Below are 24,978 nucleotides of genomic sequence, written 5' to 3' on the forward strand. Positions count from 1 at the left end.
TCGGCTGTGGATCTTGTAGAGGCGTTCCAGCTGCAGGCTCAGGAGTGCGAGAAACTCGGCTCGCCGATGTACGCGGACCTGCTGCGGCGGATCGTGGACGACCTCGAGTTGGGAGGCGTGTCCACGAAGGTGGTGGCCGGGTACGACCCTGCGCAGTACGGGCTTGCACTGCCGCTGCTGGGCGCTGTGCACCGACTCGTACTGGCAGGGGAGGCGCCGGAGCTTGCTGCGTTCTACCCGAGCGTCGGTGGCTCGTGGGACCCGGTGCTGGGCTGGGAAGCTTTCGAGCAGGTGCTGCAGTCGCGGGGCGGCGAGCTACGGGCGCAGTTGCTCCAGGCGCCGCAGACCAACGAGGTCGGACGCTCTACTGCCTTGTACGGCGGGTTGCTGCAGCTCTTTGAAGCTGTTCCCCTTCCTGTGCGCCTGTTCGAGATCGGGGCGAGTGCTGGGCTCAACCTTCGGGCGGACCACTTTCGCTACAACCTCGCGGACGGGAACGGCTTCGGTCCGCCTGACAGCCCTGTGCAGATCTCCGACGCGTGGTCCGGTCGGGCACTGGCGCCGCAGCCGGAGCTCCGGATCGCGGAGCGGGTCGGCGGCGACATCGCTCCGGTGAACGCGCTGAGCGCCGAGGGGGAGCTGCTGCTGACGTCGTACATCTGGCCGGACATGACGGCCCGGCTGGAGCGGCTTCGCGGTGCGATCGAGATCGCCCGGTCGGTGCCGGCCGACGTACGGCGTGAGGACGCCGTGTCGTTCCTTCGTGGGCTGGAGTTGTCGCCAGCGCACGTGACGGTCGTGTGGCATTCGGTGATGTGGCACTACCTCACTTCGTCGGAGCAGGCGGCGGCTGACGAAGCGCTTGACGCTCTGGGAGAGCGGGCTACGGCGTCGGCGCCGCTGGCTCGCTTGAGCCTGGAGCATCGCCGCCGTACGCCGGACGCACCTGTGGAGCCCTTGATCGTCCTCCAGGTCTGGCCTGGGGGAGAGCCCCGCATCCTCGGGCACACCTCTGCGCACGGCCAGCAGACGGTTTGGGAGTAGTCGCTTTCTGGCCGTTGAGCGCCTCGGCTGGTGACCGCCTCGGCTGGTGACGGCCTCGGCTGTTGAGCGCCTCAGCTGGTGACCGCCTCGGCTGGCGAGCGGCTCGGTTGGTGAGCTCCTCAACCGTTGAGCGCCGCGACCAGGGTGTCGGTGAGCTCGGCGGCGTACCGGCCGTCGGGATCCAGATCCGGGTCGAAGATGCCGACATCCAGCCCGACGCACTTCGGTGACTTCAGCAACGGTTTCAGCAGGCTCAGCAGGTGCTCGTGCTGCAGCCCACCCGGATCGGGACTGTCGACGGCCGGCATCACCTCCGAGTCGAGGATGTCGACGTCGAGATGCACCCAGAACCCGTCCAGCTCGCCCCTTTCCAGGTGTTTCAGCACATCGGCCGCGGCTTTGGTGGCGTCTTTCATGACCTCGAGCGCCGACCGCTCCAGAATCCCTGCCTCCCGGAGGGTTTCGAGGTACGCCTCGTCCTCGCGGTAGCCGAGCATCGCCGCGTCCTCGTCCCGGACGTACGGCCCGAGCCGCTCGAGGTCGGTCAGATCCACCTGCCCGCGCCCGGTCACCAACGCCAGCGCCTCACCACCGGCGGCCCCGACGTACTCGTCGTTGTCGACGGTGCGCATATCGGAGTGCCCGTCGAGATACACCACGCCGTACCGCCCGCGCCGCTTCAACGCCAACGCCGGCCCGAGCAAGTTGCTGCACTCCCCACCCAGCAGTACGACGAACTTGTCCTCGTCGACCAACATCCCCACCCGATCAGCCAACCTCCGGCTGTACTCCGCCATCGCGACCGCGTTGAACACGCCGTCCCCGGCCTTCCAATCCCCCCGGTCGTACCGCGGCGGCGTCACCACCCCCGAGTCCTCAGCCCCGATCCTCTTCACGAACCCCTGATCCCGCACCGCCCCCGCCAACTTGTAACACCCCGGCACAGTCCCTTCCACAGGCGGCCGTAACCCCAAATTCGACGGCCCATCCACCACAACCCGCTCCCGCACCCACCCACCCCTAACCACTATCCCGGCCACAATTGGTTAGATCCTCCCGACCCAATCCACCCCTTGTCAACGCACCTCCCCGCAGGCTTCGCGCTATCTGGTAGAGGCGAACTCGCGGTAGACCGGCGATTCACGATCGACCAGTCGTTCGCCGGCGCCCATGAGTCAGTTACCCGGACGGTGTAAATCTTCCGTTGGCCACGTGAGGCTGCGCAGTTCGCCTTCGAGGTGCTCGAGAACTCAATCCGCCCCGCGATCAAGGCCGGGGGTAGCGCGGCCCACCGGCGGCACGCCAGGCGCTCCGGCACCTCGAGAGCCATCTCCAAGCGAAGGCGCTACCCGCGTCGCGTGCGCAGCGGGCGCCTGCCCATCGAGGAACCGCATGGTCGCCACTTCCTGCTGCTTCGATTCAGTCACAGCGGTGGTTGGTGCTGAGGGACTTGGCTGGCTTTGTGCGGCGAGGCTTACGGCGTGCTGGTTGGGGAAGTCGGCCGGGAAGGGCTGGCGTGGATGGGCTTGGTAGTGATGACGAATCTCCTCAACCTTTGCGTTGAGCCTGCGCCGAATGTCCTCGGCGACTGCTGTTCCAGTTCCCGCTGAGACGTCGGGCAGAGTCGGCCAATGGTCGTGCGTCATTGTCTGGATCAAGGCGGCCCGTACCGCCAATTGATCTTCAGTTCGGTGGGGAACCACCTCTGCCAGGCGGTTCCGCACGACCCCGTCGGACAACTGATCGAAATGCATGACACCGGGTCCGTGAACGGCCTCCCTGATCAAGGCATACCTGTCCTTGGCCGGCCCGGAGGCTTGCGTGACCAGACTGTCCATTGCCGCGTACGCACCAGCGCGTTGCGGCGCCGGGAGTCTCAAACCCGGGTAGCCGGCGCTGACTGAGAAAGGTATGAAGTCGTTCAGCGCTCGCAGTTCGGCGATGCCCTCCATCGCGCCCTGCGAATGGAGGCTTCGGACGGCGTTCGGCTCGTTCGGCGCGTCCGTCTCCATACCGGCGTGCGTGAGTTCGTGCAGAACCGTCGCCAACGCCTGTGCCTGTTCGGCTGCGTCGACTTTCGACACCGAGCCGGTGAGATGTCGTAGTACGCCGTCTTCGGACAGCCGGATGCTGCCGGTCTTCGGATCGAAGCCACCCCAGCGTTTCGTATCCGTGGCGTAGAGCTGCCGATTCCACCGATCGACTCCGGTGGGCCGCATGCCACGAGCCACCTGGTGAAGGCGTGCGAACTCTTGGTATACAGCAGAATCACGGGGGACGAGCCGATCATCGCCCATCGCTCAGGTCGTTGGTGGGGCGGAATCACCGTGCGGCCAGGTCGGGTCGCGGAGTTCGTCCTCGAGGTGTTCCAGGACTCTTGTCATCGCGCGGATGTGTGGCGCTTCGTCCTTGGCTGCCCGGTCGGCGATGTCCCAGATCGTCTCGCGGGCCCTCTCCAGAGCCGCGATCTGTTCCTCGACGCTGCCGTCCGCTCGGTACGCCGCAGCGTGCACCTCGCTCGCCTGGTGATAGAACTCGCTCCACTCCCGAGGCGGCTCAGGTGGTTCGGCCAGACCGTCGATGAGAACCGTGGTCCACGCCCGATCGTGGTCGGACGCATCGTTCGGAATCAGCGAACGAAGCTCCGCCTGCACCGCGGCGACATCGATCCCCTCCTCGGCCCGCACCCTGTCCCGAGCCCGATAGAAGGCGTCGTTGAACTCAGCAATATCCAGCGGCACAAGCCCTCCAAGTGACTACTTCCTCCACTACCCGCAACGATATCGAGCGAAGTACCGCGGAGTCGGCGGTTATCCACAGGAGCCTTCAGCCCGTACTGCGAGTCAGTCCCGACTGCCCCGGTCGGGGGTGGGAGTGCGGCTCGGGGTTGGCCGATTGACCGAAGGACCACCAGGGGCACCAGCATCCCGCGAGCCGTCGCCCAGGGAGGGCGTTGCGTGGGTGGCCTGCGCGGCAGGTGCCTGATTGTTGAGGAAACGCATGGGATCACCCTGCTGGTCCGCCCCACGAGAATCGCCTTGCGCGCCTGCGCCGCGCCCGGCGTGCGCAGGCGGCGCAGTACCGGCCTGCCCCTCTCGGCCGCCGAAGGCTGGGGCAGGCTGAGTGATCGCGGAGTGCTCCGCCGGTGCGCGCTGGTCGCTTTCGAGTGCGCCCGGTTGGCTGTTCGGAGTACCGGACTGGGCGGACACGTCGGCTATTCGAGTGGCCGCGTCCGGGGGAGGGAAATCGGCCAGGCCGACGGTCTGGTCGCGGGCAGAGGTGGTGCCTGCGCGCTGTTGTTCGTCCGTATGGGCCGCCTCTGTGGCCAGCGTGGCTTCTGGGTTGAAGACTCGGGCGGGGTAGGGCTCGCTCGGGTTCTGGGCGTAATGGGTCTTGAGTTCGGCGACTGCGAGATCCAGGGCGACGTCGGTGTCTGCTGCGACTAGCGAGCCGAGATCGTTGCGACGATGGACCGAGGCCCACCCACCACCGGCGATCTCGCCGATGACGTGGGCCCGAGCAGCCTGCTGATGGGCCGCGTCCGGCGGGACGGTATCGCCGAGTTCTTTGCGCACGATGCTGTCGGCAATGCTGTCCCAGCGCATCGCCACCGGCTGATCAAGAGCCTTGTTGATCAGTTCGGTGCGCTCGGCTTCGGACGACGTGGCCCGGTCCAGTAACCCGGATGTTGCTTCGACGGCGCCGGGGTACTTCGGCTCCTGCTTCTCAGCGTGTTCGTAGCCGGCCTGTCGGACGAACTCCTCGTAGTCGTTCATCGTGGCCAGTTCGGTGAGTCCTTCGTCCAGCGCGATGGACTGCTTCGCCCGTACGGCGTTGGGCTGGTCCGCGGCGTCCATCTCGACCCGTGCGTGGAGGGACTCATGGAGCACCGTGGCCAGTGCATCGCCCTGTCGTGCGGGATCGTCGCTGCGCTCTCCACCCGTCAGGTGTTTGAGAACGAGATCCTCGCTCAGCCGGAGAGTTCCGTCGTTCGTCAGCCCGCCGTGCAGGCCGTCGCTGCGGGATTCGAGCTCGCCGTTCCAGCGGTCCCGGCCGCCAGGACGCACTTCCTGGGCGATCCCGTACAACCGGGCTACCTCGCGGTAGACCGGCGATTCCGGATCGATCCGACGCCCTTCCCCGTCCGCCACGACTCAGCCGCCGCGGTTGTCCGGACGGGGATCCGACCAGGGTGGTCCCAGTTCCAGGGCTCGCTCGTCGGACTCCAGGCCCCGGGTCAGGTTGCGGATCTGGCTACTGTCCGCGCCGGCTCGGTCGGCGATCGCCCAGATCCGTTTCCGGACGTCCGCGAGGGCCGCCGATCGCTCGTCGACGGTGCCGTCGTCGAATCGGCCTTCCGCGATGATGCGCAGGGCTTCGCGCATCTCGGGGGAGCGCTTGGCGTCGTCCTCTTGGAGGTTTGCGATCAGGGCCGGGAGGCCGTTGATCAGTTTGGTGGCGGCGGCCAGTTCGGTGTCGGTCAGGTCGCCGGCGAGGTGGCGGAGGTGTGTTTGTACGCCGTTGATGTCCGTGGTGTCGCCTGCGATCAGGCTGGCGCGGGACAGCTTGTACTGGCGTTGGAACTCGTTGAAGTCCATCGGCGCCTCTCCGCTTCGGCCTGTTGGATGGTGATTCGGGCCGACTTTATCGGGCGGCAGTTGCAAACTGTCGGGCTTGTCCACAGGCCCGTTTCGAGGTCAGTCTCGGCCGCCTCGGTCTGGGGTGGGGGTACGGGCCGGGGTGGTGCGGCTGATGGAAGGACCTGCCGGAGCACCTGCACCTCGGGAGCCGTCGCCGAGGGATGGGGTGGTGCGGGTGGCGTGGGCTGCGGGGGCCTGGTTGTTGAGGAAGCGCATGGGGTCGCCGTTTTGGCCGGTGGCCTGGGCAGCAGGTTGGGGGTTCGGTTGAGCCTCCGGCTGGATGGTTTGCGGGGAAGAGGGTTCGGGAGCGGCGGGGATGGGCTGAGGTGTCGTGCCGGGGGTGGTGTGGTTGGGGAGTCGGGTGGTGGCGTCCGGGGGTGGGAGTTTGGTGAGGTCGACGGGTTGGTCGCGGCCGGGGGTGGGGGCGGTGCGTTGTTGTTCTTGTTGGTGGCCGGTGTCGGCGGCGACCTCGGCCGCGGCGTTCGGGGCTTGGGCGGGGTACGGCTCGTCGGGGGTGTTCTGGTAGTGCTCGCGGATCTGGGCTACGCCGTTGTCCAGACCCTCGTTGGTGAGACTGGCGGTCGTTGGACCGAGGCCGTCGCGTTTGTGTACTGCGGCCCACTCTTCGACGGACATCTGGTTGACGAGGTGGGCGCGGGCTGCCTGTTGGTGTTCGGCGTCCGGTGGGACAGAGTCGGCCAGTTCGTTGCGCACGATGCTGTCGGCGATGGTGTCGAAGCGCATCGCCACCGGCTGGTCGACAGCTTTGTTCAGGAGCTCGGTGCGCTCGGCGTCGGACGAGGTGGCGCGATCCAGCAATTCGCCGGTGGCATGTACGGCGCCGGCGTACGCGGGGGTCGCCTTCTCTGCATCGTCGTAGCCGGCCTGCTGGACGAACGCGTCGTAGTCCTCCATCGTGGCGACTTCGGTGAGTCCCTCGTCCAACCCGATCGACTCGAGCGCACGTACCGCGTTCGGCTCCTGTGGGGCGTCCTTCTCGACTCGGGCGTGCAGAGATTCGTGCAGCACGGTTGCCAGCGCTTGCGCCTGCCGGTCTGGATCGTGGCTAGGTTCCCCGCCGGTCAGGTGGTCGAGAACGAGGTCCTGGTGCAGGCGCAGGGTCTTGTCCGGTGAGAGGCCGCCCAGCTTGTCATCGGTACGGGAGTAGAGCTCGCCGTTCCAGAGGTCCTGACCGCCAGGACGCATCTCCTGCGCGATCCGGTACAGCCGGGCCACCTCTTGATAGACCGGTGATCCCGGATCGATCCGGGTCATTCCCTCATTGCCCGCCATCGATCAGCTGCCGCGGTTGTCCGGCGGCGGATCCCAGGGCAGGCCCTCTTCCAGGATGTCCTCGCTGGTCTCCAACCCACGGCTGAGACTGCGGATCTGCACGCTGTCCGCGGTCCCACGGTCGGCAAGCTCCCAGATCCTCCGACGGGCTTCGGCCAGCGCGGCGAGACGCTCCTCGCGGGTGCCTTCGTCGAATTTCCCCTCGTTGACGATCCGCCGGGCCTCGAGCATTTCTGGCGAGGGGGGTGGGGGAGGGGCTTGGGCCGCGGCCACGGTGGCTGGGAGGCGGTGGATGAGTTTGTGGGCGACCTCTTGGTCGTTTCCGGTGAGGGCGGCGGCCAGGGTGCGGAGGTGGGTCTGTACTGCGTCGAGGTCTGTGGTGTCGCCTGCGATCAGGCTTGCGCGGGACAGTTTGTACTGCCGGTTGAACTCGTTGAAGTCCATCGACGCCTTCCGCTTCGGCCTGCCAGGTGGTGGTTCAGCAGACTTTACCGACCTGCCGTGTCCCCGGACGGAGCTATCCACAGGGCTGAGGGGTCGGGGTGGCCGGTAGACTCGTCGAGTTGCCTGGGGTTTGGGGTGGCGGTGTGTTCCATCGGAAGAAATGGATTGTGGCCTCGTGTTCGACACGCTTTCTGATCGCCTTTCTGCCGCGTTCAAGAATCTGCGCGGCAAGGGCAAGCTGACCGACGCCGATATCGACGCGACCGCGCGGGAGATCCGGATCGCGCTGCTGGAGGCCGATGTCGCGCTGCCGGTGGTGAAGGACTTCATCGCCGCGGTCAAGGAGCGGGCCAGCGGGGCCGAGGTGCGCGGCGGGCTGAACCCGGCGCAGCAGGTCATCAAGATCGTCAACGAGGAGCTCGTCACCATCCTCGGTGGCGAGACCCGTGAGCTGCGGATGGCCAAGCGGCCGCCGACGGTGATCATGCTGGCCGGTCTGCAGGGTGCGGGTAAGACCACCCTGGCCGGCAAGCTCGCGAAGTGGCTGAAGGAGAGCAAGCACCAGACGCCGATGCTGGTCGCGGCCGACCTGCAGCGGCCGAACGCGGTCACCCAGCTCCAGGTCGTCGGCGAGCGCGCCGGCGTACCGGTGTATGCGCCCGAACCGGGCAACGGCGTCGGCAACCCGGTGCAGGTCGCGCGGCAGGCGATGGACGAGGCGAGGACCAAGCAGTACTCCGTGGTCATCGTCGACACGGCCGGCCGCCTCGGTGTCGACGAGGAGCTGATGAAGCAGGCCGCGGACATCCGCGACGCGGTGACGCCGGACGAGATCCTGTTCGTCGTCGACGCGATGATCGGCCAGGACGCGGTCACCACCGCGCAGGCCTTCCTCGACGGCGTCGGCTTCGACGGCGTGGTGCTGTCCAAGCTCGACGGTGACGCGCGCGGTGGTGCGGCGCTGTCGATCGCGCAGGTCACCGGCCGGCAGGTGATGTTCGCCAGCAACGGCGAGAAGCTCGAGGACTTCGACGTCTTCCACCCCGACCGGATGGCGTCGCGCATCCTCGGCATGGGCGACGTGATGAGCCTGATCGAGCAGGCGGAGAAGTCGTTCGACGCCGAGGAGGCCGCCAAGACCGCCGCCAAGCTGCAGAAGCGCGGCGGTAAGGACTTCACCCTGGACGACTTCCTCGCCCAGATGCAGTCGGTCCGCAAGATGGGCCCGCTGACCAAGATCTTCGGCATGCTGCCCGGCGCGGCCCAGTTCAAGGACCAGCTGGAGAACTTCGACGAGCGCGAGATCGACCGGATCGAGGCCGTCATCCACTCGATGACCCCGGCCGAGCGCAACGACCCGAACATCATCAACGGTTCCCGCCGGGCCCGGATCGCGAAGGGTTCGGGGACCGAGGTCGCCACCGTCAGCGGCCTGGTCGAGCGGTTCTTCGAGGCCCGCAAGATGATGTCCGCGATGGCGTCCGGCAAGGGCATGCCAGGGATGCCGGGAATGCCCGGGATGCCGGGCATGGGCGGCAAGAAGGCGAAGCAGCAGGCCAAGAAGGGCAAGGCCAAGCGCGGCTCCGGCAACCCGGCCAAGCGCGCGAACCAGGCCGAGCCGGCCGCTCCGCAGCCCGGTCAGCTCCCGGCGGCCTTCGGTGGCGGCGCCGGCGCCGACGGCTTCGAGTTGCCCGACGAGCTGAAGAACATGCTCGGCGGAAAATAGCCGTTCAGTACTACGTACCGTGGTCGGCTGAGGCCGCTATCACGGATCACGCGCCGGGCACAAGTCCTCGCTCGGTCATGAACTCGCGCCCGGTCGTGGACGGTTGCCGGAACCGCACCGACGGCTAAGATCGTGACTACGCCCGAAGCAACGACAGACTGCAGAACCCGGGGGACGGTTCGGATGAGGCAGCAGTTCAAGAATCTGGACACGTGGCGCGGCAAGTTGACCGCCACGTGGATCTGCCTGGCCCCGCCTGCCGCGATGGTGGCCGTCTTCGTCGCCGGCGGCGTGCCGTCGAACTCGTTCGTGGTCGATTCGCACGCGCTCAGCCTGCCCCGGCAGGACTCGGTCTTCGACGACCTGCTCAACGACGTACCGGCCCAGCCCGGCGCCGACGGCGGGGTCGGCACGGAGAAGCGGTCCTCGATCGACGTCCCGATCACGGGGGCGATCGACAACAAGCAGCCGGTTCTGCCCGGTGTCATCGGTGACGCCTCTGGCATCCCGGGCACCGTGCTCGCGGCGTACCAGAAGGCGGCCAACGACCTCGCCCTCGCCCAGCCCAACTGCCACATCACCTGGCCACTGCTGGCCGGTATCGGCAAGGTCGAGTCCTCGCACGCCAGTGGCGGCCGGGTCGACGCGGCCGGCAACACCCGCGGCAAGATCCTCGGCCCGGTGCTCGACGGCGGCCCCGGGATGGCGGCCATCGCCGACACCGACCAGGGCCGGTACGACGGGAACACCAGCTGGGATCGCGCGGTCGGCCCGATGCAGTTCATCCCCGGTAGCTGGAACGCCTTCGGCGCCGACGGCAACGGCGACGGGGTCAAGGACCCGCACAACGTGTTCGACGCGTCCCGGGCCGCCGCGGGCTATCTCTGCTCGAACGGTTCCGACCTGAGCACTCCGCAGGGCCTGGTCCAGGCCGTACTCCGGTACAACCACTCGATGGACTACGTGAACACGGTGCTGCGCTGGATGCAGACGTACAGCAAGTCCACGACAACTCTGCCGGACGGCGACGGCGTGATCGATCCGACGATCGGTGACGACGGCAACGTGCAGCGCGATTCCGACCCGACCCACGTGCCCGGTGACCACGACACCACGTCGGACCCGACCACGACGAGGCCGGCGACGACCCAGCCCGCCACGACCAAGCCGGCCACGCACGCGACCCAGCCGGCCACCACGCCGACGACGGCGCACCCCACCGTGACCCCGACGGTGACGCCGACCCAGACGTTGCCGACGACCACCCGGCCGACCACGCCGACGCCGACGCCGCCGTGGACCGTCTCGCCGACCCCGCGGCCGACGCCGACCCCGACCGAGCCGTCGACGCCCCCGACCACGCCGCCCAGCACCCCGCCGACGACGCCTCCCACGACTCCGCCGACGACGACCCCGACGGACACGCCGACCCCGACGCCGCTGCCACAGTGCGAGGCAGGCGCTCCCACGCAGGCCCCGACCGAGACGCCGACCTGTACGCCGGTCTCCCAGCCGGCCGCGACGACCTCCGACGCCGCGAGCAACAACTCGACCCCGGGCGACACACCGACCAGCCCCTGACAGGTGCCGTCGGCCCGGACTGACCAGCCCGGACAGGCGCCGTCGGCCCGGATGCCGACCAGTCGCTGACACGAGCAGACTGGCCCAGAGCCCGTACGGCGTACGCAGGCGGTCCGGCAACGTAAGATCCAGCCCAAGGGCCGATCGGTTGCCCTCGGCCCCCGGAAGGCCCTTTTCCGCCTCAATCAAGGGTCGTTCGAGCCGAGAGCTATCCGCTCAGGTAACTTTCCGTCGCTCTTCGGTAACTTTCTGGCGCGTGGGTCGTTGGGGGAATCATGCGCCTAACCCGTAGTGGTAACCGTCGGGTCAAAATCATCATCGCTTCACTGTGCACGGCCCCGCTCCTGGTCGGGGCCATCGTGACAGTCGCCTCGGGGGGTGCCGGTGCCGCCGGCGACTTCGTGGCGGACAGCCCGGTCGCCCCATCGCCTGGGGCCGGACTGAACAGCGGTGAATTCGACGAACTGACGATGATCGTCCCGCAACGTCCCGGAGTGGACGGCCGGATCGGATCTGACAAGCCCGCCCGTGCCGACGTGCCCGTCCAGGGGGCGACCGACGGCTCGTCCGTGGTCCGGCCCGGCCGGCCCGGTGCCGTCAACGGCATCCCCCGCGGGGTCTTCCCCGCGTACCGCCGCGCCACCGCGAATCTCGCCGTGGTCCGGCCCAACTGCGGTCTCACCTGGCCGCTGCTGGCCGGGATCGGCAAGGTCGAGTCGAACCACGCCAGCGGCGGCCGGGTCGACGTGGCCGGCACCACCCGCGGCAAGGTCCTCGGCCCGGTGCTGAACGGCAAGGGCGGCACCGGCCGGATCACCGACACCGACAAGGGTCGCTACGACAGCGACAAGGTGTGGGACCGCGCGGTCGGCCCGATGCAGATCATCCCGGGCGTGTGGACCGAGTTCGGGGCCGACGGCAACGGTGACGGCTTCCGCAACCCGAACAACGTGTACGACGCGGTCACCACCGTCGCGGTCTACCTGTGCTCCGAGGGCGACGACCTGAAGCGCCCGATGGACCTGGTCTCCGCCCTGCTGCGCTACCAGCACTCCAAGGACTTCGTGGCCACCGTGCTGCGCTGGATGCGGGTCTACAGCAAGAGCGCGGTCCTGGTGCCGAATGCCAAGGGCAACCTCTCGACGCCGAAGGCGACCGGTAACGCCGATCGCAAGGTCGACCCGCGGCAGGTGCCGGACGTGCCGGACGACCCCAAGCCGGGCACCACGCAGAAGCCGACGGCGAGGCCGACCGGCAAGCCGTCGATCCCGGCTCCGATCGACACGCCGACCGCTCGCCCGACCAAGCCGACGCACACGCCGACGGACGAGCCGACGAAGCCGCCGACCACGCCGACGCCGACGCCGACCGACACCCCGACCCCGACTCCGACCGATACGCCGACCCCGACGCCGACGGACACGCCCAGCGGTTCGCCGTGCGGGACCGATCCGAACCCGACGCCCTGCACACAGGGCAGCGGCTCGCACGGCTGACACGTCTGCCGTTACCGTCGGCGGTATGTCCGACGTCATCAGGCTCACCGGCACGGTCCTGCCGGCCGGTGAGCAGCAGGAGATCCACCTCAGTGGCGGGCTGGTCGTCGACCGGCCCGCCACTGCCGACGTGACGACCGTGAGCAGCGGCGGCTGGATCGTGCCCGGCCTCGTGGACGCGCACTGTCACATCGGCCTCGACCAGCACGGCGCCGTCGACCGCGACACCCAGGAGCGGCAGGCGTACGCCGACCGCGACGCCGGCGCGCTGCTGGTCCGCGACGCCGGCTCGGCCGCGGACACCCGCTGGATCGACGATCGCGAGGATCTGCCCAAGATCATCCGGGCCGGCCGCCACATCGCCCGGTCGAAGCGGTACATCCGCAACTACGGCTGGGAGATCGAGCCGGAGGAACTGGTCGCGTACGTCGAACAGGAAGCGCTCAAGGGCGACGGCTGGGTCAAGCTGGTCGGCGACTGGATCGACCGCGACGCCGGCGACCTCACCCCCTGCTGGCCGGCCGGGGCGCTGAACGCCGCCATCGCCCGGGCCCACGAGCTCGACGCCCGCGTCACCGCGCACGTCTTCGGCGAGCATGCCCTGCCCGACTTGCTGGCCGCCGGCATCGATTGCATCGAGCACGGCACCGGGCTGCTCCCCGACATGATCGACCAGATGGCGGCGGCCGGCGTCGCCGTCGTACCGACGATGATCCAGCTGGAGAACTTCCCCGAGTACGCCGACCAGGCGGCCGGCAAGTTCCCGGCGTACGCCGGTCACATGCGCGACCTCTACGACCGGCGTCTCGACACCCTTCGCTCGGCAGTCGAGGCCGGGATCCCCGTGTATGCAGGGACCGACGCCGGTGGCGTACTGGGTCATGGGTTGGTGGCCGCCGAGATCCAGGCGCTCACGACGATCGGAATGTCCGGCGAGCAGGCGCTGGCCGCCGGGTCCTGGGCGGCCCGCGAATGGCTCGGCGTGCCCGGCACGCTGGTCCCTGGGAATCCGGCCGACCTGGTCGTCTACGACGAGGACCCGCGCGCGAACCCCGCCGTACTGGAGCATCCGCGGCTCATCGTGTTGCGAGGGAGAGTCTGCTGATCGCCCGGCGTACGGGAAAAATTCACGTAAGCACTGGCTTTTACGGAAGATATTGCCCTAGCGTGGCTGGCACCCGCCGACGCCCCTCGGTTGGGACGCCGCAAGGGAAGGAACGATCCCGATGGGTAAGACCGCCCCACTGCCCAGATTGATCGCCGGAGTGGCCGTCGCGGCCGCCAGTGCGATCGCGTTCAGCGGAACGCTGCCGAGCACCGCCGCGCCGGCCCCCGAGCCCGCCGGCTCGGTCGTGCCCGGTGAACTCGCCAAGGCTTTCCAGAGCGCATCCGCCCAGTACGACGTACCGCGCGCGATCCTGGTCGGCATCGGCTACGCCGAGTCGCACCTGGACGGCCACGACGGCCTGCCGAGCCAGGACAACGGCTTCGGCGTGATGCACCTGGCCGACAATCCCACCAACCCCACGATGGCCGAGGCGAAGAAGCTGACCGGTCTGCCGGCCGACAAGCTCGCCAAGGACGCTGCCGCCAACATCCAGGGCGCCGCCGCGGTCCTGGACTCGTACGCCGACAAGGCCGGCCTCCAAGGAGCCGCCCGCAAGGACGTCGCCAAGTGGTACGAGGTCGTCGCGCAGTACCCGCACTCGGCTGACGCCCCGACGGCCCGTCTCTACACCGACGAGGTCTACCGGATCATCGGCCAGGGCGTCGGCGCAGCAGGAGTCACGTTGGCCGCGAAACCGGTGACGCCCGACCGCGGCCGCTACGCGAACGTGGCACCACTCGGCACCCGTACGCCGGCGTCGCTCCAGGCGGCCGACTACCCGGGCGCCATCTGGAACCCGGCCTGCACCTGCAACTACCGGGCCGGCCGGACGGCAGCCATCACCACGATCGTCATCCACGTCACCCAGGGCTCGTACGCCGGCACGATCAGCTGGTTCAAGGACCCCGCGGCCCAGGTGAGCGCGCACTACGTGATCCGCTCCAGCGACGGGCAGATCACCCAGATGGTGGCCGAGAAGGACACCGCCTGGCACGTGCGCACCGAGAACCCGTACACGATCGGCATCGAGCACGAAGGCTTTGTGGACCAGCCGTCCTGGTTCACCGACGCGATGTACCGGTCGTCGGCCGCGCTGACCAAGAACATCGCCGAGCGGCGCGGCATCCCCAAGGACCGGGCGCACATCAAGGGCCACAGCGAGATGCCCAACAACGATCACACCGACCCGGGTCCGAACTGGAACTGGACCTACTACATGCAGCTGGTCAACGGCGGCAACCCGCCGCAGTACAACTTCACCACCTACGGCAGCGGTGTCCGGGTCCGCTCGGATGCGAAGCTGACCGCCTCGATCATCACCACGCTGCCCGGCCCGACCCAGGTGTTCGTCACCTGCCAGAAGCAGGGCGACACGGTGAACGCCGAAGGCACCAGCAACAACTGGTGGGCCAAGCTGCGTGACCAGGGCGGCTACATGAGCAACATCTACATCCAGGACCCCAACCCCAAGCTGCCAGGCGTCCCGGTCTGCTAGACGCTGCACCAACCGGACCAGCGGGGCCGGGGGCCTTTCGCGGTGGCCCCCGGCCCGCTGCTGCTCGGTAGCCTTACAGCAGATGCCCGGGCGAAGAGTAGAGCCTGCTGTACCGACTGCGCCTGCCCGTTGCTTCAGGATCGTTACTGACGACAACGGAAGGCCAAGGCAATGCTCTCGAAGATCCTGACCCGCGGTGGCCCAGCCAGCCTCTACCTGATCATCAGGTACCTCAAGGGCATCACTCTGCTCGCGGCCATCCCGATCAGCACCCTGCTGGGCTGGGCGATCCCCGGTGTCACCGGCGGACTGGTCCGGCTCGCCAACAGCGAGGTGTACCGCGCAGGCCGGTACCTCGAACTGCCGGAAGAACCGTCGCTGCCCCTGGCCGCACCGCGCAAGCCGGGCGACGTAGTCGCGTTGTTCAAGGACAAGACCTTCATCCGCAGCCTCCGAATCCTGCTGTTGGCGGTGGTGGCGATCCCGGAGCTGATCCTCGCGGTGATGGCGATCATGGCCGCACCCGCCGCAGTGGTGACCATGGTGCTGTGGCCGCTGGACTCGGGACAGTTCAGCCTGCTGGGAGTAGGCATCGACAGCTTGTGGAAGGCTCTGGTGCTCGGCCCGGCGCAGATCCTGCTGGGTCTCTACCTCCTGGGCTGGGTTGCACCCGCTGTAGCGCGTGGACATGCCCATGCGACTCGCAACCTGCTGGCACCGACTGCCACAGAGCTGGAGACCGCGCGGCTCTCGCAGCGCGTCGAGGAGCTCACCAGGACCCGTGCAGGCGCTGTCGATTCCCACGGTGCCGAGCTGCGCCGGATCGAGCGCGACCTGCACGACGGTACGCAGGCACAGCTCGTCTCGCTGGCGCTCCGGATCGGTGTAGCCAAGCAGACGATGGCCAACGACCCGGAGAAGGCGGCTCAGATCCTCGACGACGCCAGGGACGGTGCAGAGCAGGCCATGACCGAGCTGCGCGGCGTACTGCGGAGCATGTACCCGCCGATTCTCGCCGACCGCGGTCTGGCCGGTGCTGTGTCGGCCCTGTGCGCACGGTGCCCCATCCCGGTCGAACTGCGGCTCGGTGAGCTCGGGAGCGTCCCGGCGCCGGTCGAAGCCGCGGCGTACTTCGTGGTTGCCGAGTCACTCACCAACGTCAGCAAGCACTCGGCAGCCGGCCATGTCGACGTACTGCTCGAGCGCCGCGGGCACGAGCTCTACCTGGCGATCACAGACGACGGCATCGGAGGGGCCCGGGTCAACGAGAAGCAGGACCTGCTGGGCCGGGGGAGTGGCCTGCATGGCATGGTGCACCGGGTGGAAGCGATCGACGGACGCATGGAGCTGCAGAGCCCGATCGGCGGGCCGACGACGGTCGAGGTGATCCTCCCGTGCGGGTAGTGATCCTGGAGGACAACCCGATCCTCGCCGAGGGACTCGGTCTGCTGCTGAACAACTCCGGGTTCGAGGTCGTCGCCGTGGCGGGGGACGCCGACGAGTTCGCCAAGGCGGTCGCCGAGCACGATCCGCAGATGACCGTGGTCGACGTACGGCTGCCGCCCACCTTCACCGACGAGGGCCTGCGGGCCGCGATCGAGGCGCGCCGGGTGCGGCCGGGGTTGCCCGTGCTCGTCTTCTCGCAGTACGTCGAGGAGGTGTACGCCGCTGAACTCCTGGCGGCCGGGAGCGAAGGCGTCGGATATCTGCTGAAGGACCGGGTCTCGCGGGTCGACGAGTTCCTCGAAGCCGTACGCCGGGTCGCTGCCGGTGGGACCGTGCTCGATCCCGAAGTGGTCAGCCAGCTCATGGTGAAGCGGACCGACCCGCTGGAACGACTGACGCCGCGCGAACGCGAAGTACTCGCGCTGATGGCCGAGGGACTGGGCAACACCGCGATCGCCGAGCGGCTGGTGATCAGCGAGGGGGCCGTGCACAAACACGTCGGCAACGTGTTCCTCAAGCTCGACCTGCCGCCGACCGACTCCGGTCACCGCCGCGTTCTTGCCGTCCTGGCTCACCTGGGTCTCTGACCGCTTGCGGACAGCAGACAGGCGGGGATAGCGGTTGCCATTCCCGTGCCGATGACAACGAAGGTCATCAGGTCTTGACTGCTCGTGCTCACTAGGCCACTCTCGGGTGCGAGAGCGCTCTCACCGCACCGATCCGCCCCTTAGGTGAGGAGAGTCCTGATGAAAGTTCTAGTCGCCACCGTGCTCGTCGCGAGCGTGGTAGCCGTACCAAGCCAGGCCGTCGCGGCCGGTCCCGACCAGCCGTTGGCTGTGCCGAGCCAGGCGCTGGCCATGCAGAAAGACCTCGGTCTGACCGAGCAGCAGGTGAAGGACCGGCTCAAGGTGGAGTCCGCTGCCACCAAGCTGGTCCCGACCGCCCAGCGCGCTGCCGGAGCCGCCTTCGGCGGTGTCTGGTACGACAGTGCCAAGCAGAAACTGGTCGTCGGCCTGACCAACCCGGTCACCGCGGCCGCAGTACGAGCTACTGGTGCCGACGTCGCCGCAGTACCGATCACTGCCAAGCAGCTCGATCAGCGCAAGGCTGCAGTGGACAAGCTCGCCGGCAAGGCTGTGCCGGCTGCAGTGAGTGGCTGGTCGGCTGACCCGCGCACAGGCAGTGTGGTGGTGAATGTCCAAGCAGGTAAGCGTTCTGCGGCTGTCGATGCGTTTGTTGCCAAGGTCTCCAAGGCTGGGCCCGTCACGGTTCGGGAGGTCGCGGCCCAGGCGCCGCGGACCTTCGCGGCAGGCACGGTCGGTGGAGATCCCTACTACACGGGCAATGTCCGGTGCTCCATCGGCTTCTCCGTGTACGGCGGGTTCGTCTCGGCCGGGCACTGTTCTCCTGGTGTAGGTGCCAGGACGTTCGGCTGGGACGGTTCGGCGCAGGGCGTCTTCCGGGGCTCGTCGTTCCCCGGCAACGACTACTCCTGGGTCTCGATCGACAGCGGCTGGTGGACCGTACCGGTCGTCCTCGGCTGGGGACAGGTCAGCGACCAACTGGTCCGCGGCTCCTGGGTCGCCCCGATCGGTACGTCGGTCTGCCGCAGCGGCTCGACCAGTCACTGGCACTGCGGCCAGGTGCTGGCCATGAACGAGACGGTGAACTACGGCAACGGCCAGCTGTTCTACGGCGCGACAAAGACCAGTGTTTGCGCCGAGCCCGGTGATTCCGGCGGCTCGTTCATCACCGGTGACCAGGCGCAGGGTGTCACCTCCGGCGGCTGGGGCAACTGCAGCAGCGGAGGCGAGACCTGGTTCCAGCCGGTCAACGAAATCCTCAGCACCTACGGGCTGACACTGCACACCGCCTGAACACATGGAAACAGCCGGGCCTGCCATGCGGCGGGCCCGGCTGTCCAAGGTGGTGAGATCAGGCGGTTTCGTCCTGGACCGGTTCCAGGGTGGGCTGGTCCTTGGTGGACAGGGACTCGATCAGCTGCTTGGCCAGCGCGAAGCCGGAGCCGCCCATCGTGATGGTCTTCACCAAGGTGTCCTCGATGCCCTGGGCACCGTTCAGCACGACCATGTTGCCGACCTTCTCGAACGAGCTCGCGGCCGCCCGGACGATCTCCGGGTACGCCTCCGCCAACTGCTGCGCGACGACCGCATCGGTGTTGGTGGCCAGCGCCTCGGCCCGCGCCTTGATACCGGCCGCCTCGGCCATCGCCTTGGCCTGTACGGCGAGCGCCTCGGCCTTACCGTTCAGCTCGGTCGCCTTCGCCTGCGCCTCACCGCGCAGGGTGACCTCGCGGGCCTGCGCCTCGGCGGCCGCGATCTGCGCGTCACGCGCGGCCGCGGCCAGCGTGCGCTGCTTGTACGCCTCGGCATCGGCCGGCTTCAGCACCGTCGACTCCAGCTGCTTCTCGGCCAGCGACGCGTTCAGCTTCGCGGTTTCCGTCTCCGCGACGACAACTTCCTGGCGGGCCAGCGCCTCGGCCAGCGGGCCGGACTGCGACGCCTTCGAGTTCGCCTGGTCGACCTCGGCCTGGTAGCCGGCCTGCGCGATCGAGCTCTGCCGTACTGCGGCGGCCTTCGCCGCGGCGGCGACCTGCTCGCGCTCGGTCGCCTCCTGGTCGCGCTCGGCCTGGGCGATCCGGGCCTGCGCCTCGACAGCCGCGGCCTGCGGGCGACCCAGGTTGCGGATGTAGCCGGACTCGTCGTCGATCTCCTGGATCTGCAGCGAGTCCACCACCAGGCCGAGCTTCTCCATGTCGCCGGCCAGCGAGCCGCGGATGTTGGTGGTCAGCGTCTCCCGGTCGTGCAGCATCTCCTCGACCGTGGTGGAACCGACGATCGCGCGCAGGTGACCCGCGAACAGCTCGTGGATCGTGCTCATCACCTGCTCGTCGCTCTGCTCCAGGAACCGCCGGGCCGCGTTCGCGATCGACCCGAAGTCGTCACCGACCTTGTACGCCGTGACGCCCTTGATGTGCAGCGGGATGCCCTGGCTGGACACACAGGTGACGGTCAGCGGCGTCGCGCGGATGTCGAGCGGCAACCGGCGTACGGTCTGGAAGCCGGGCAGGACCGCGGTACCACGGCCGACGACGATCTTGAAGCCGAGCGTGTCGTTGACCTGCTCGGAGCTCGCGTGCGCGCCGAGGCCGGAGATGATCAGGGCCTCGTTCGGCTCGGCCACCCGCCAGACCATCCGGAACAGGATCAGCAGGACCACCAGCGCGACGGCGCCGGCGATCAGGTACGTCCAGAGCATTGCCCCTCCAGGGCTGCGAAAAGTGAAGGCGAGTGGATCAGACGGCGCGGGCGACGTAGACCGTCCGCGGCGGATCGAACTCCACCACGACGATCGGCGTACCGACCTCGATCACCTCGTCGGTTGCCGGGTAAGCGTAGAAGGCCTCGGTGGCACCACGGACCGGCAACATCACTTCGCCGACGATCCCCGGCCCGACCCGCCCGATCACGCGTCCTCGCTTCCCGACCATGACGTCCCCTCCGACGCACTCGCGACCACTTCAGTTCCTGCAGCCTAGTGGCGCCGGCCGCCTGACCTGAGGCCGCACGGCGATCCGGTGTCACGCCTTGTGATCGGCGTAGCACGAGCGCATGCTGTGAAATGACGGCCTGGGATGGGGGAGGGGCTATGGACGCAGAGGTTCGCGTCGGCGTGGTCGAAGAGGGGTCCGACGACGCGAGGCTCGAAGAGCTGGCGTTGATGCTGCGCCAGGAGTTGCTGGCACTCAACGTCCGATCGGTCGAGCCGTACGCCGAGGGGGACGCTCCGGAGGGCTCGCGATCCGCGTTGGCGGCGCTCGCCGGCGTACTGACCGTTTCGCTGCAACCGGGGCTGCAGGTGGTCGGCGCGGTCGTCGCGGTGGTACGCGACTGGTTGCGCAGATCGGGCGGTGGGCGGACGGTCAAGCTTGCGATCGACGGCGACGTGATCGAGCTGACCGGCGCCAGCGACGAGATCCAGCAGCAACTCGTGGACGCCTGGGTGAAGAAGCACTCGGGGACGGACGCATGAGATGGACGGCACGCGAGTCGCGCTCGTCATAGCCAACGACGAGTACGCCGATCCGGGGCTCCGCCGCCTGGTGGCGCCTGCCCAGGACGCGGCCGCACTGGCCGACGCGCTCGGCGACCCGTCGGTCGGCGGCTTCGAGGTCACCGTCCTGCAGAACGAGTCGGCGCAGGCGATCCGGCTGGCCGTCGAGGACTTCTTCGCCGACCGGGCGCCGGAGGACCTGCTCCTGCTGCACTTCTCGGGCCATGGCTTGAAGAACGCGGCCGGGGAGTTGTTCCTGGCGGTGGCGGACACCAGGCCCACCCGGCTGGCGTCGACCGCGGTCGCCGCCGACTTCGTGAACCGGCAGATGGCGGACAGCCGCGCGCAGCGGATCGCGCTGTTCCTCGACTGTTGCTACGGCGGCGCTTTTCCGCGCGGCATGGTGGTGCGTGCGGCCGGTGAGGCCCAGGTACGAGACGCCTTCGCCGGGCAGGAAGGTGTCGGCGGAGGCCGCGGACGGGTGATCGTGACGGCGTCGAGTGCGATGGAGTACGCCTTCGAAGGCGGGCAACTCGCGACGGACGCGTCGAAGCCTTCGCCGTCGGTATTCACGAGTGCGGTGGTGGACGGTCTGACCACCGGCGAGGCCGATCGCGACGGCGACGGCTGGGTCGGCCTGACCGAGCTGGTCGGTTTCGTCACCGATCGGGTCCATCGGGTGACGCCGAACCAGAACCCGCAGATGTGGACCTTCGGCGCGCAGGGCGAGCTACTGATCGCCCGCAGCCGGGTCCGCCGGATCACGCCTACACCGCTGGCACCCGAGCTGTTGCAGGCGATGGAGAGTCCCTTGCCTGCAGCAAGGTTCGGTGTCGCCGACTATCTCCGGGAGCGCTTGCAGGAAACAGACCTCGGTCAGGCGTACGCCGCCTGGCAAGCGCTGCACCAACTCGTCGACGACGACAGCCGCAAGGTCTCCCAAGCCGCCCGCCGCGGCATCGCGGACGCCGTACCTTCTACAACGCCCGCCGAGCTCGACCTCACCACGCGGTCCGGTGAAACCGCCGAGGCAGAACTCCAGTTGACCGGCCCGCCGATCGCGCTGACCGCGAGCGTCACGACAACCACACTGTGGCTCCGAGTGGAACAGGTCGGCCCGACCGTCCGCATCACCGCCACCCCACCCACCCCCGGCAACCACGAAGCCACCATCACGGTCACCGGCCCCACCGGCGAACGCACCATCCCCATCACCCTCCACGCCACCGCACCCCAACCCACCGCCGACGCCAAGCCTGCAACCGTCGCCGAGCCCGAGACCGTCGCCGGGCCCGAGACCGTCGCCGGGCCCGAGACCGTCGCCGGGCCCGAGACCGAGGCCGTCGCCGAGCCTGCAGCCGTCGCCGAGTCCGAAGCCGTCGCCGAGTCCGAGACCGTCGCCGAGCCCGAGGCCGTCGCCGAGCTTGCATCCGAGCCGGAGCCGGCGACTGCCGTGGCGTCAGCGGCTGCTGGTGTGTCCGCCTCGCCTGTCACCGTCCCCGAGCGGACTCCCGCCGCGGAGCCGGAGTCAGTCGCCGGTCCGGTGACCGTCCCCGAGCCGGCGGCGCCAAAGCCTGCCTCCTCTGCTACCCCGCCGGCCGTATCCGTTGAGCAGTCCGAAACGCCACCACCGATGGTTTCCTGGTGGGTGGTGGGCTTGCTGGCGGTCGGCGCGCTGATGCTGATCTTCATGAACTGGCCGGGGCAGGCGGAGTCGCGGAAGGTCTGGACCGACGAGTCGAATACCGGCTGGCGGATCTATCGCACCTGGTCCGGCTCGGAGATCCTCTCCGCCGTCTTCGCGCTGGTCGCCGCGCTGACCCTCCGCGCCTCGAGACGCTGGACGCCGGTTGCTCTCGGCATCGTCCTCGGCTGCGCGGTGAGCCTCGCTCAGCGGAGCCTGATGATTCTGGCCAGCGACATGGCCGGCGAGGAAGTCGGCGTCTGGGTCGCCACCGGCGCGCTGGCAGCCGCGATGGCAGTCGTCGTCCTCGCCACCCGCCGGCCTCTCCGCCGGCAGCTCTGGCCGGTGCATGTCGTCGGCGCGGCACTGGTAGTTGCCGGCGGCATCATGTTGCTCCTGCAGACGACCATCCAGCATCCCGACGGCATCTCCTTCATCGACGTCACCAAGTTGGCCGCGTTGGAGCCACTCGTCGTTGTCGCTATCGCCTGGCTGGCTCTGGCCGCCACAGACACCACAGCACGTGTCCTGCTCACTGCGACCGCAGTGACCTACTGCTCCTTGGGCGCGATCTCCGCCATCCCAGCTCTGACAGAAGGTGATTCCGCGCCGGCATTCCTGGTCACTTGCGTAGGAGAGGCGCTGGTGATCGCCGGCGTGGTCGTAGCCGCCCGGCGCCCGCCACAGCACGCAGTACTGGCTGCGGCTCCTGCCGTACTGCGCGGGCGTCGGCGACCGTGGCTGACAACAGTTGCGGTCGGCGTCGGAGCGGCACTGCTCGCGCTGGTGAATCTCGCTGGTCTAGATGACGCGCAGCGGCTTTGGTACAACTCGGGGTACGGCTCGCCCGACCTCTACCGGCACGTAGCCGACGGCACACTGCTGGCGTCGGTGGTTGCCCTCCTCGGAGCGGCACTCGCCTGGCGGCGTGGTCGTCTCGGGCTCTACTCCACCGGTGTTGCGGTCGGGGCCACTGTGCTGTTCGCTACCGCAGGGGTCGTCATTCTCGGCGGCCGGATCTCCTACGGCAACACCGTCTACACCTGGTCCATCTCACTGCTGATCGTCGGTCTGATGCTGCTCGTCGTGCTGACCGGTTCAGGCATCCGGACCACCGAGCTGGATCGACCCCGTGATCCGGTGACCACCGCTGTCATCGCGGCCGGCTTCGTCGCCCTGCTGGTGATCCAGTTGGTACCGGCCGAGAGCGGACCCTCCGCCGCGACGTACACCAATGGTCTCGCCCTACTACTGCCGGCCGTCGCCGCCGCACTGGTCCTGGCCGTCAGCGCTACGGCCCGCAACCCCTTGGTGGTCGGCGCGGCCGCCTCCTACCTGCTACTGCTGGCGGCAGCCGCCCTCTACCCGATAGGCGTGGACACCGCCCGCGCCTACTTCACAGCAATGCTCCTGGGCCACCTGCTCCTGTTCGCGGCTCTGGTCCTGGGCATCCGGCGAGTGGGACACTCGGCTCATGGGGGAACTAGCTGAGCTGATCAAAAGCGAGCGAGTGGCGCTGGCCGACTTCCTGGAGACGCTCACTGCCGAGGAGTGGGCTACGCCGTCGCTGTGCGACGAATGGCGGGTGCAAGACGTTGCCGCGCATCTCAGCTTCGCGCCGGTGGCCCCAGGGCGCGAAATGCTCGGAGGCATCCTGCGGTACGGCTTGCGGGTCGACAAGGCCAGCGCGGAGCTGTCGAAGAAGTGGGCCGAGCGCGGTCCGGCCGAGATCGTTCGACAGTTGCGCGCCAACGCCGCCGCGGGCACCAAGCCTGCCATCGTCCCCGAGATCGCCACGCTGGTGGACACCGTGATCCACACGCTCGACATCAGGGTCCCGTTGGGCAAGCCCCGGACGGTTCCGGCGGAGGTCTTCGGCCCGGTGGCCGACTTCTCGGTCACCACGAAGTGGCCGATGACGATCTCGGTCGGCGGGAGTGCCCGGAAGCGGCTTCGGGGCCTGGAACTGGTTGCCGAGGACTACGACTGGTCGTACGGCGAAGGCGCGCGGGTGAGCGCGAGCGGGAGCGCCGTACTGCGGGTTCTCAACGGCCGCCGGGTCGGGCGGAGCGAGCTGACCGGCCCTGGTGCCGACCAGCTCTATGCCACGCTGCCGAAAGGCTGACGAGGGTCAGCCTCTGATCGCCCCCTCTGTTGCGCCCTTGATGAACTGGCGGGCGAAGACGGTGAAGACGACGATCAGGGGGATCATCGCCATCAAGGCGCCGGTCATCACCATGCTGTAGTCGACGCCGTGGCTGCGGTTCAGCGACGACAGCGCGACCTGCAGGGTCAGATGATCGGGGTTCGTGAGCACGATCAGCGGCCAGAAGTAGTCGTTCCACGACCCCACGAACGTGAAGATTCCCAGGAACGCCAAGGCCGGCCGTGCCGACGGCAGGGCCACATGCCGGTAGATGCCGAGGAAGCCACACCCGTCCAGCGTCGCGGCTTCCACCAACTCGTCATGGATCGAGTTCTGGAAGTACTGCCGCAGCCAGAAGATGCCGAAGGCGTTCGCGGCGGCCGGGATGATCAGCGCCTTCAACGACCCGACCCACCCGAACGCGGCCATCGTCTGGAACTGCGGTACGGCGCCCAGCTGGGCCGGCAGCAGCATCGTCGCCAGCAGGACGACGAACAACGCGTTCCGGCCGGGGAACCGGAACTTGGCGAAGGTGAACGCGGCCAGCGAGTCGAAGAACAGCACCAGCGCGGTGGTGGAGACGGCCACGATCGCGGTGTTGCCCATCGACTGGAAGAACGCGACGTTCCGTAGTACGGCGTGCACGTTGTCGTCGAACTGCGACCCGAAGGTGAACTTCGGCGGGAACCGGTAGATGTCCGACGTCGTGTTGGTCGCCATCACCAGCGTCCAGTAGAACGGGAACAGGCACAGTACTCCGGCGATCGCCAGCAACGCGTGCATCAGCACGCCACGCCATTT

General features: G+C 68.4%; 22 protein-coding genes. 12 read left to right on the forward strand and 10 right to left on the reverse strand.

Annotation, left to right across the window (positions count from 1 at the left end; all coding sequences use genetic code 11):
* The first annotated feature begins 6 nt into the window (after positions 1 to 6).
* Positions 7 to 1,044: a DUF2332 domain-containing protein gene (locus EV138_RS36560; protein ID WP_133985317.1), complete on the forward strand. Its 1,038-nt coding sequence runs from the start codon at positions 7 to 9 to the stop codon at positions 1,042 to 1,044.
* A 119-nt stretch (positions 1,045 to 1,163) separates the two neighbouring features.
* Here EV138_RS36560 and EV138_RS36565 read toward each other — a convergent pair whose 3' ends face one another.
* The 7 genes from EV138_RS36565 to EV138_RS36595 all read right to left on the reverse strand — a co-directional run bounded on the left by EV138_RS36565 (position 1,164) and on the right by EV138_RS36595 (position 7,421).
* The gene (locus EV138_RS36565) at positions 1,164 to 1,940 is read right to left on the reverse strand and encodes an arginase family protein (protein ID WP_238158612.1); all 777 of its coding nucleotides are present in this window, start codon (positions 1,938 to 1,940) and stop codon (positions 1,164 to 1,166) included.
* Between the two features lie 354 nt (positions 1,941 to 2,294).
* The gene (locus EV138_RS36570; RefSeq protein ID WP_133985321.1) at positions 2,295 to 3,341 is read right to left on the reverse strand and encodes a hypothetical protein; all 1,047 of its coding nucleotides are present in this window, start codon (positions 3,339 to 3,341) and stop codon (positions 2,295 to 2,297) included.
* Positions 3,342 to 3,344: 3 nt separating this feature from the next.
* On the reverse strand, positions 3,345 to 3,785 hold the full coding sequence (locus tag EV138_RS36575; protein WP_133985323.1) for a hypothetical protein: 441 nt from the start codon (positions 3,783 to 3,785) through the stop codon (positions 3,345 to 3,347).
* 102 nt (positions 3,786 to 3,887) lie between these two features.
* A complete protein-coding gene (locus EV138_RS36580) occupies positions 3,888 to 5,195 on the reverse strand; it encodes a hypothetical protein (RefSeq protein WP_133985325.1) in 1,308 nt (435 codons plus the stop codon).
* A 3-nt stretch (positions 5,196 to 5,198) separates the two neighbouring features.
* Complete coding sequence (locus EV138_RS36585; RefSeq protein WP_133985327.1) at positions 5,199 to 5,642, reverse strand: hypothetical protein; 444 nt, start codon at positions 5,640 to 5,642, stop codon at positions 5,199 to 5,201.
* Positions 5,643 to 5,741: 99 nt separating this feature from the next.
* Complete coding sequence (locus tag EV138_RS36590; protein ID WP_133985329.1) at positions 5,742 to 6,977, reverse strand: hypothetical protein; 1,236 nt, start codon at positions 6,975 to 6,977, stop codon at positions 5,742 to 5,744.
* A 3-nt stretch (positions 6,978 to 6,980) separates the two neighbouring features.
* Positions 6,981 to 7,421: a hypothetical protein gene (locus EV138_RS36595; protein ID WP_133985331.1), complete on the reverse strand. Its 441-nt coding sequence runs from the start codon at positions 7,419 to 7,421 to the stop codon at positions 6,981 to 6,983.
* 175 nt (positions 7,422 to 7,596) lie between these two features.
* Between EV138_RS36595 and ffh the strand changes: the two genes are divergently transcribed.
* The 8 genes from ffh to EV138_RS36635 all read left to right on the forward strand — a co-directional run bounded on the left by ffh (position 7,597) and on the right by EV138_RS36635 (position 18,150).
* Complete coding sequence (gene ffh / locus EV138_RS36600; RefSeq protein WP_133985333.1) at positions 7,597 to 9,147, forward strand: signal recognition particle protein; 1,551 nt, start codon at positions 7,597 to 7,599, stop codon at positions 9,145 to 9,147.
* 183 nt (positions 9,148 to 9,330) lie between these two features.
* On the forward strand, positions 9,331 to 10,728 hold the full coding sequence (locus tag EV138_RS36605; RefSeq protein ID WP_133985335.1) for a lytic transglycosylase domain-containing protein: 1,398 nt from the start codon (positions 9,331 to 9,333) through the stop codon (positions 10,726 to 10,728).
* A gap of 359 nt (positions 10,729 to 11,087) precedes the next feature.
* The gene (locus tag EV138_RS36610) at positions 11,088 to 12,224 is read left to right on the forward strand and encodes a lytic transglycosylase domain-containing protein (protein WP_238158613.1); all 1,137 of its coding nucleotides are present in this window, start codon (positions 11,088 to 11,090) and stop codon (positions 12,222 to 12,224) included.
* A gap of 25 nt (positions 12,225 to 12,249) precedes the next feature.
* Positions 12,250 to 13,329 (forward strand): amidohydrolase family protein, encoded by a 1,080-nt coding sequence (locus EV138_RS36615; protein ID WP_133985339.1) that lies wholly within the window; start codon positions 12,250 to 12,252, stop codon positions 13,327 to 13,329.
* A gap of 121 nt (positions 13,330 to 13,450) precedes the next feature.
* Positions 13,451 to 14,827 (forward strand): N-acetylmuramoyl-L-alanine amidase, encoded by a 1,377-nt coding sequence (locus EV138_RS36620; protein ID WP_133985341.1) that lies wholly within the window; start codon positions 13,451 to 13,453, stop codon positions 14,825 to 14,827.
* 171 nt (positions 14,828 to 14,998) lie between these two features.
* Positions 14,999 to 16,231, forward strand: a complete 1,233-nt coding sequence (locus EV138_RS36625) for a sensor histidine kinase (protein WP_133985343.1) — start codon at positions 14,999 to 15,001, stop codon at positions 16,229 to 16,231.
* Positions 16,222 to 16,860 carry a response regulator gene (locus EV138_RS36630; protein WP_133985345.1) on the forward strand — a complete coding sequence of 213 codons (639 nt, stop codon included), beginning with the start codon at positions 16,222 to 16,224 and terminating at the stop codon, positions 16,858 to 16,860. Before EV138_RS36625 ends, EV138_RS36630 begins: the two co-directional genes overlap by 10 nt.
* A gap of 159 nt (positions 16,861 to 17,019) precedes the next feature.
* Positions 17,020 to 18,150 (forward strand): S1 family peptidase, encoded by a 1,131-nt coding sequence (locus tag EV138_RS36635; RefSeq protein WP_133985347.1) that lies wholly within the window; start codon positions 17,020 to 17,022, stop codon positions 18,148 to 18,150.
* 58 nt (positions 18,151 to 18,208) lie between these two features.
* On the opposite strand, the gene EV138_RS36640 is transcribed toward EV138_RS36635, so the two are convergent.
* Positions 18,209 to 19,552, reverse strand: coding sequence for a flotillin family protein (locus EV138_RS36640; RefSeq protein ID WP_133985349.1), 1,344 nt, complete (start codon positions 19,550 to 19,552; stop codon positions 18,209 to 18,211).
* A 37-nt stretch (positions 19,553 to 19,589) separates the two neighbouring features.
* Entirely contained in the window at positions 19,590 to 19,784 is a 195-nt protein-coding gene (locus EV138_RS36645) for an NfeD C-terminal domain-containing protein (RefSeq protein WP_133985351.1), read from the reverse strand.
* Positions 19,785 to 19,942: 158 nt separating this feature from the next.
* Here EV138_RS36645 and EV138_RS36650 point away from each other — a divergent pair, with 158 nt between their 5' ends.
* Genes EV138_RS36650 through EV138_RS36660 form a run of 3 tightly spaced genes read left to right on the forward strand, consistent with a single transcriptional unit; the run spans position 19,943 to position 24,156 of the window.
* Entirely contained in the window at positions 19,943 to 20,326 is a 384-nt protein-coding gene (locus EV138_RS36650) for a hypothetical protein (protein WP_133985353.1), read from the forward strand.
* A 1-nt stretch (position 20,327) separates the two neighbouring features.
* Entirely contained in the window at positions 20,328 to 23,522 is a 3,195-nt protein-coding gene (locus tag EV138_RS36655) for a caspase family protein (protein WP_133985355.1), read from the forward strand.
* A complete protein-coding gene (locus EV138_RS36660) occupies positions 23,506 to 24,156 on the forward strand; it encodes a maleylpyruvate isomerase family mycothiol-dependent enzyme (RefSeq protein ID WP_133985357.1) in 651 nt (216 codons plus the stop codon). The genes EV138_RS36655 and EV138_RS36660 overlap by 17 nt, the downstream gene beginning before the upstream one ends.
* A gap of 6 nt (positions 24,157 to 24,162) precedes the next feature.
* Here the strand turns inward: EV138_RS36660 and EV138_RS36665 are convergent, their stop codons facing one another.
* Positions 24,163 to 24,960 carry a carbohydrate ABC transporter permease gene (locus EV138_RS36665; RefSeq protein ID WP_133985566.1) on the reverse strand — a complete coding sequence of 266 codons (798 nt, stop codon included), beginning with the start codon at positions 24,958 to 24,960 and terminating at the stop codon, positions 24,163 to 24,165.
* Positions 24,961 to 24,978: the final 18 nt, after the last annotated feature.

The sequence above is a fragment of the Kribbella voronezhensis genome (assembly GCF_004365175.1).
Classification (GTDB): domain Bacteria; phylum Actinomycetota; class Actinomycetes; order Propionibacteriales; family Kribbellaceae; genus Kribbella; species Kribbella voronezhensis.

Coding starts and splice junctions, on each gene's coding strand:
- EV138_RS36570 (WP_133985321.1), bottom strand. CDS start 3,341: ATGGGCGATGATCGGCTCGTCCCCCGTGATTCTGCTGTATACCAAGAG.
- EV138_RS36585 (WP_133985327.1), bottom strand. CDS start 5,642: ATGGACTTCAACGAGTTCCAACGCCAGTACAAGCTGTCCCGCGCCAGC.
- EV138_RS36590 (WP_133985329.1), bottom strand. CDS start 6,977: ATGGCGGGCAATGAGGGAATGACCCGGATCGATCCGGGATCACCGGTC.
- EV138_RS36595 (WP_133985331.1), bottom strand. CDS start 7,421: ATGGACTTCAACGAGTTCAACCGGCAGTACAAACTGTCCCGCGCAAGC.
- EV138_RS36605 (WP_133985335.1), top strand. CDS start 9,331: ATGAGGCAGCAGTTCAAGAATCTGGACACGTGGCGCGGCAAGTTGACC.
- EV138_RS36615 (WP_133985339.1), top strand. CDS start 12,250: ATGTCCGACGTCATCAGGCTCACCGGCACGGTCCTGCCGGCCGGTGAG.
- EV138_RS36620 (WP_133985341.1), top strand. CDS start 13,451: ATGGGTAAGACCGCCCCACTGCCCAGATTGATCGCCGGAGTGGCCGTC.
- EV138_RS36625 (WP_133985343.1), top strand. CDS start 14,999: ATGCTCTCGAAGATCCTGACCCGCGGTGGCCCAGCCAGCCTCTACCTG.
- EV138_RS36635 (WP_133985347.1), top strand. CDS start 17,020: ATGAAAGTTCTAGTCGCCACCGTGCTCGTCGCGAGCGTGGTAGCCGTA.
- EV138_RS36640 (WP_133985349.1), bottom strand. CDS start 19,552: ATGCTCTGGACGTACCTGATCGCCGGCGCCGTCGCGCTGGTGGTCCTG.
- EV138_RS36645 (WP_133985351.1), bottom strand. CDS start 19,784: ATGGTCGGGAAGCGAGGACGCGTGATCGGGCGGGTCGGGCCGGGGATC.
- EV138_RS36650 (WP_133985353.1), top strand. CDS start 19,943: ATGGACGCAGAGGTTCGCGTCGGCGTGGTCGAAGAGGGGTCCGACGAC.
- EV138_RS36655 (WP_133985355.1), top strand. CDS start 20,328: ATGGACGGCACGCGAGTCGCGCTCGTCATAGCCAACGACGAGTACGCC.
- EV138_RS36660 (WP_133985357.1), top strand. CDS start 23,506: ATGGGGGAACTAGCTGAGCTGATCAAAAGCGAGCGAGTGGCGCTGGCC.
- EV138_RS36665 (WP_133985566.1), bottom strand. CDS start 24,960: ATGCACGCGTTGCTGGCGATCGCCGGAGTACTGTGCCTGTTCCCGTTC.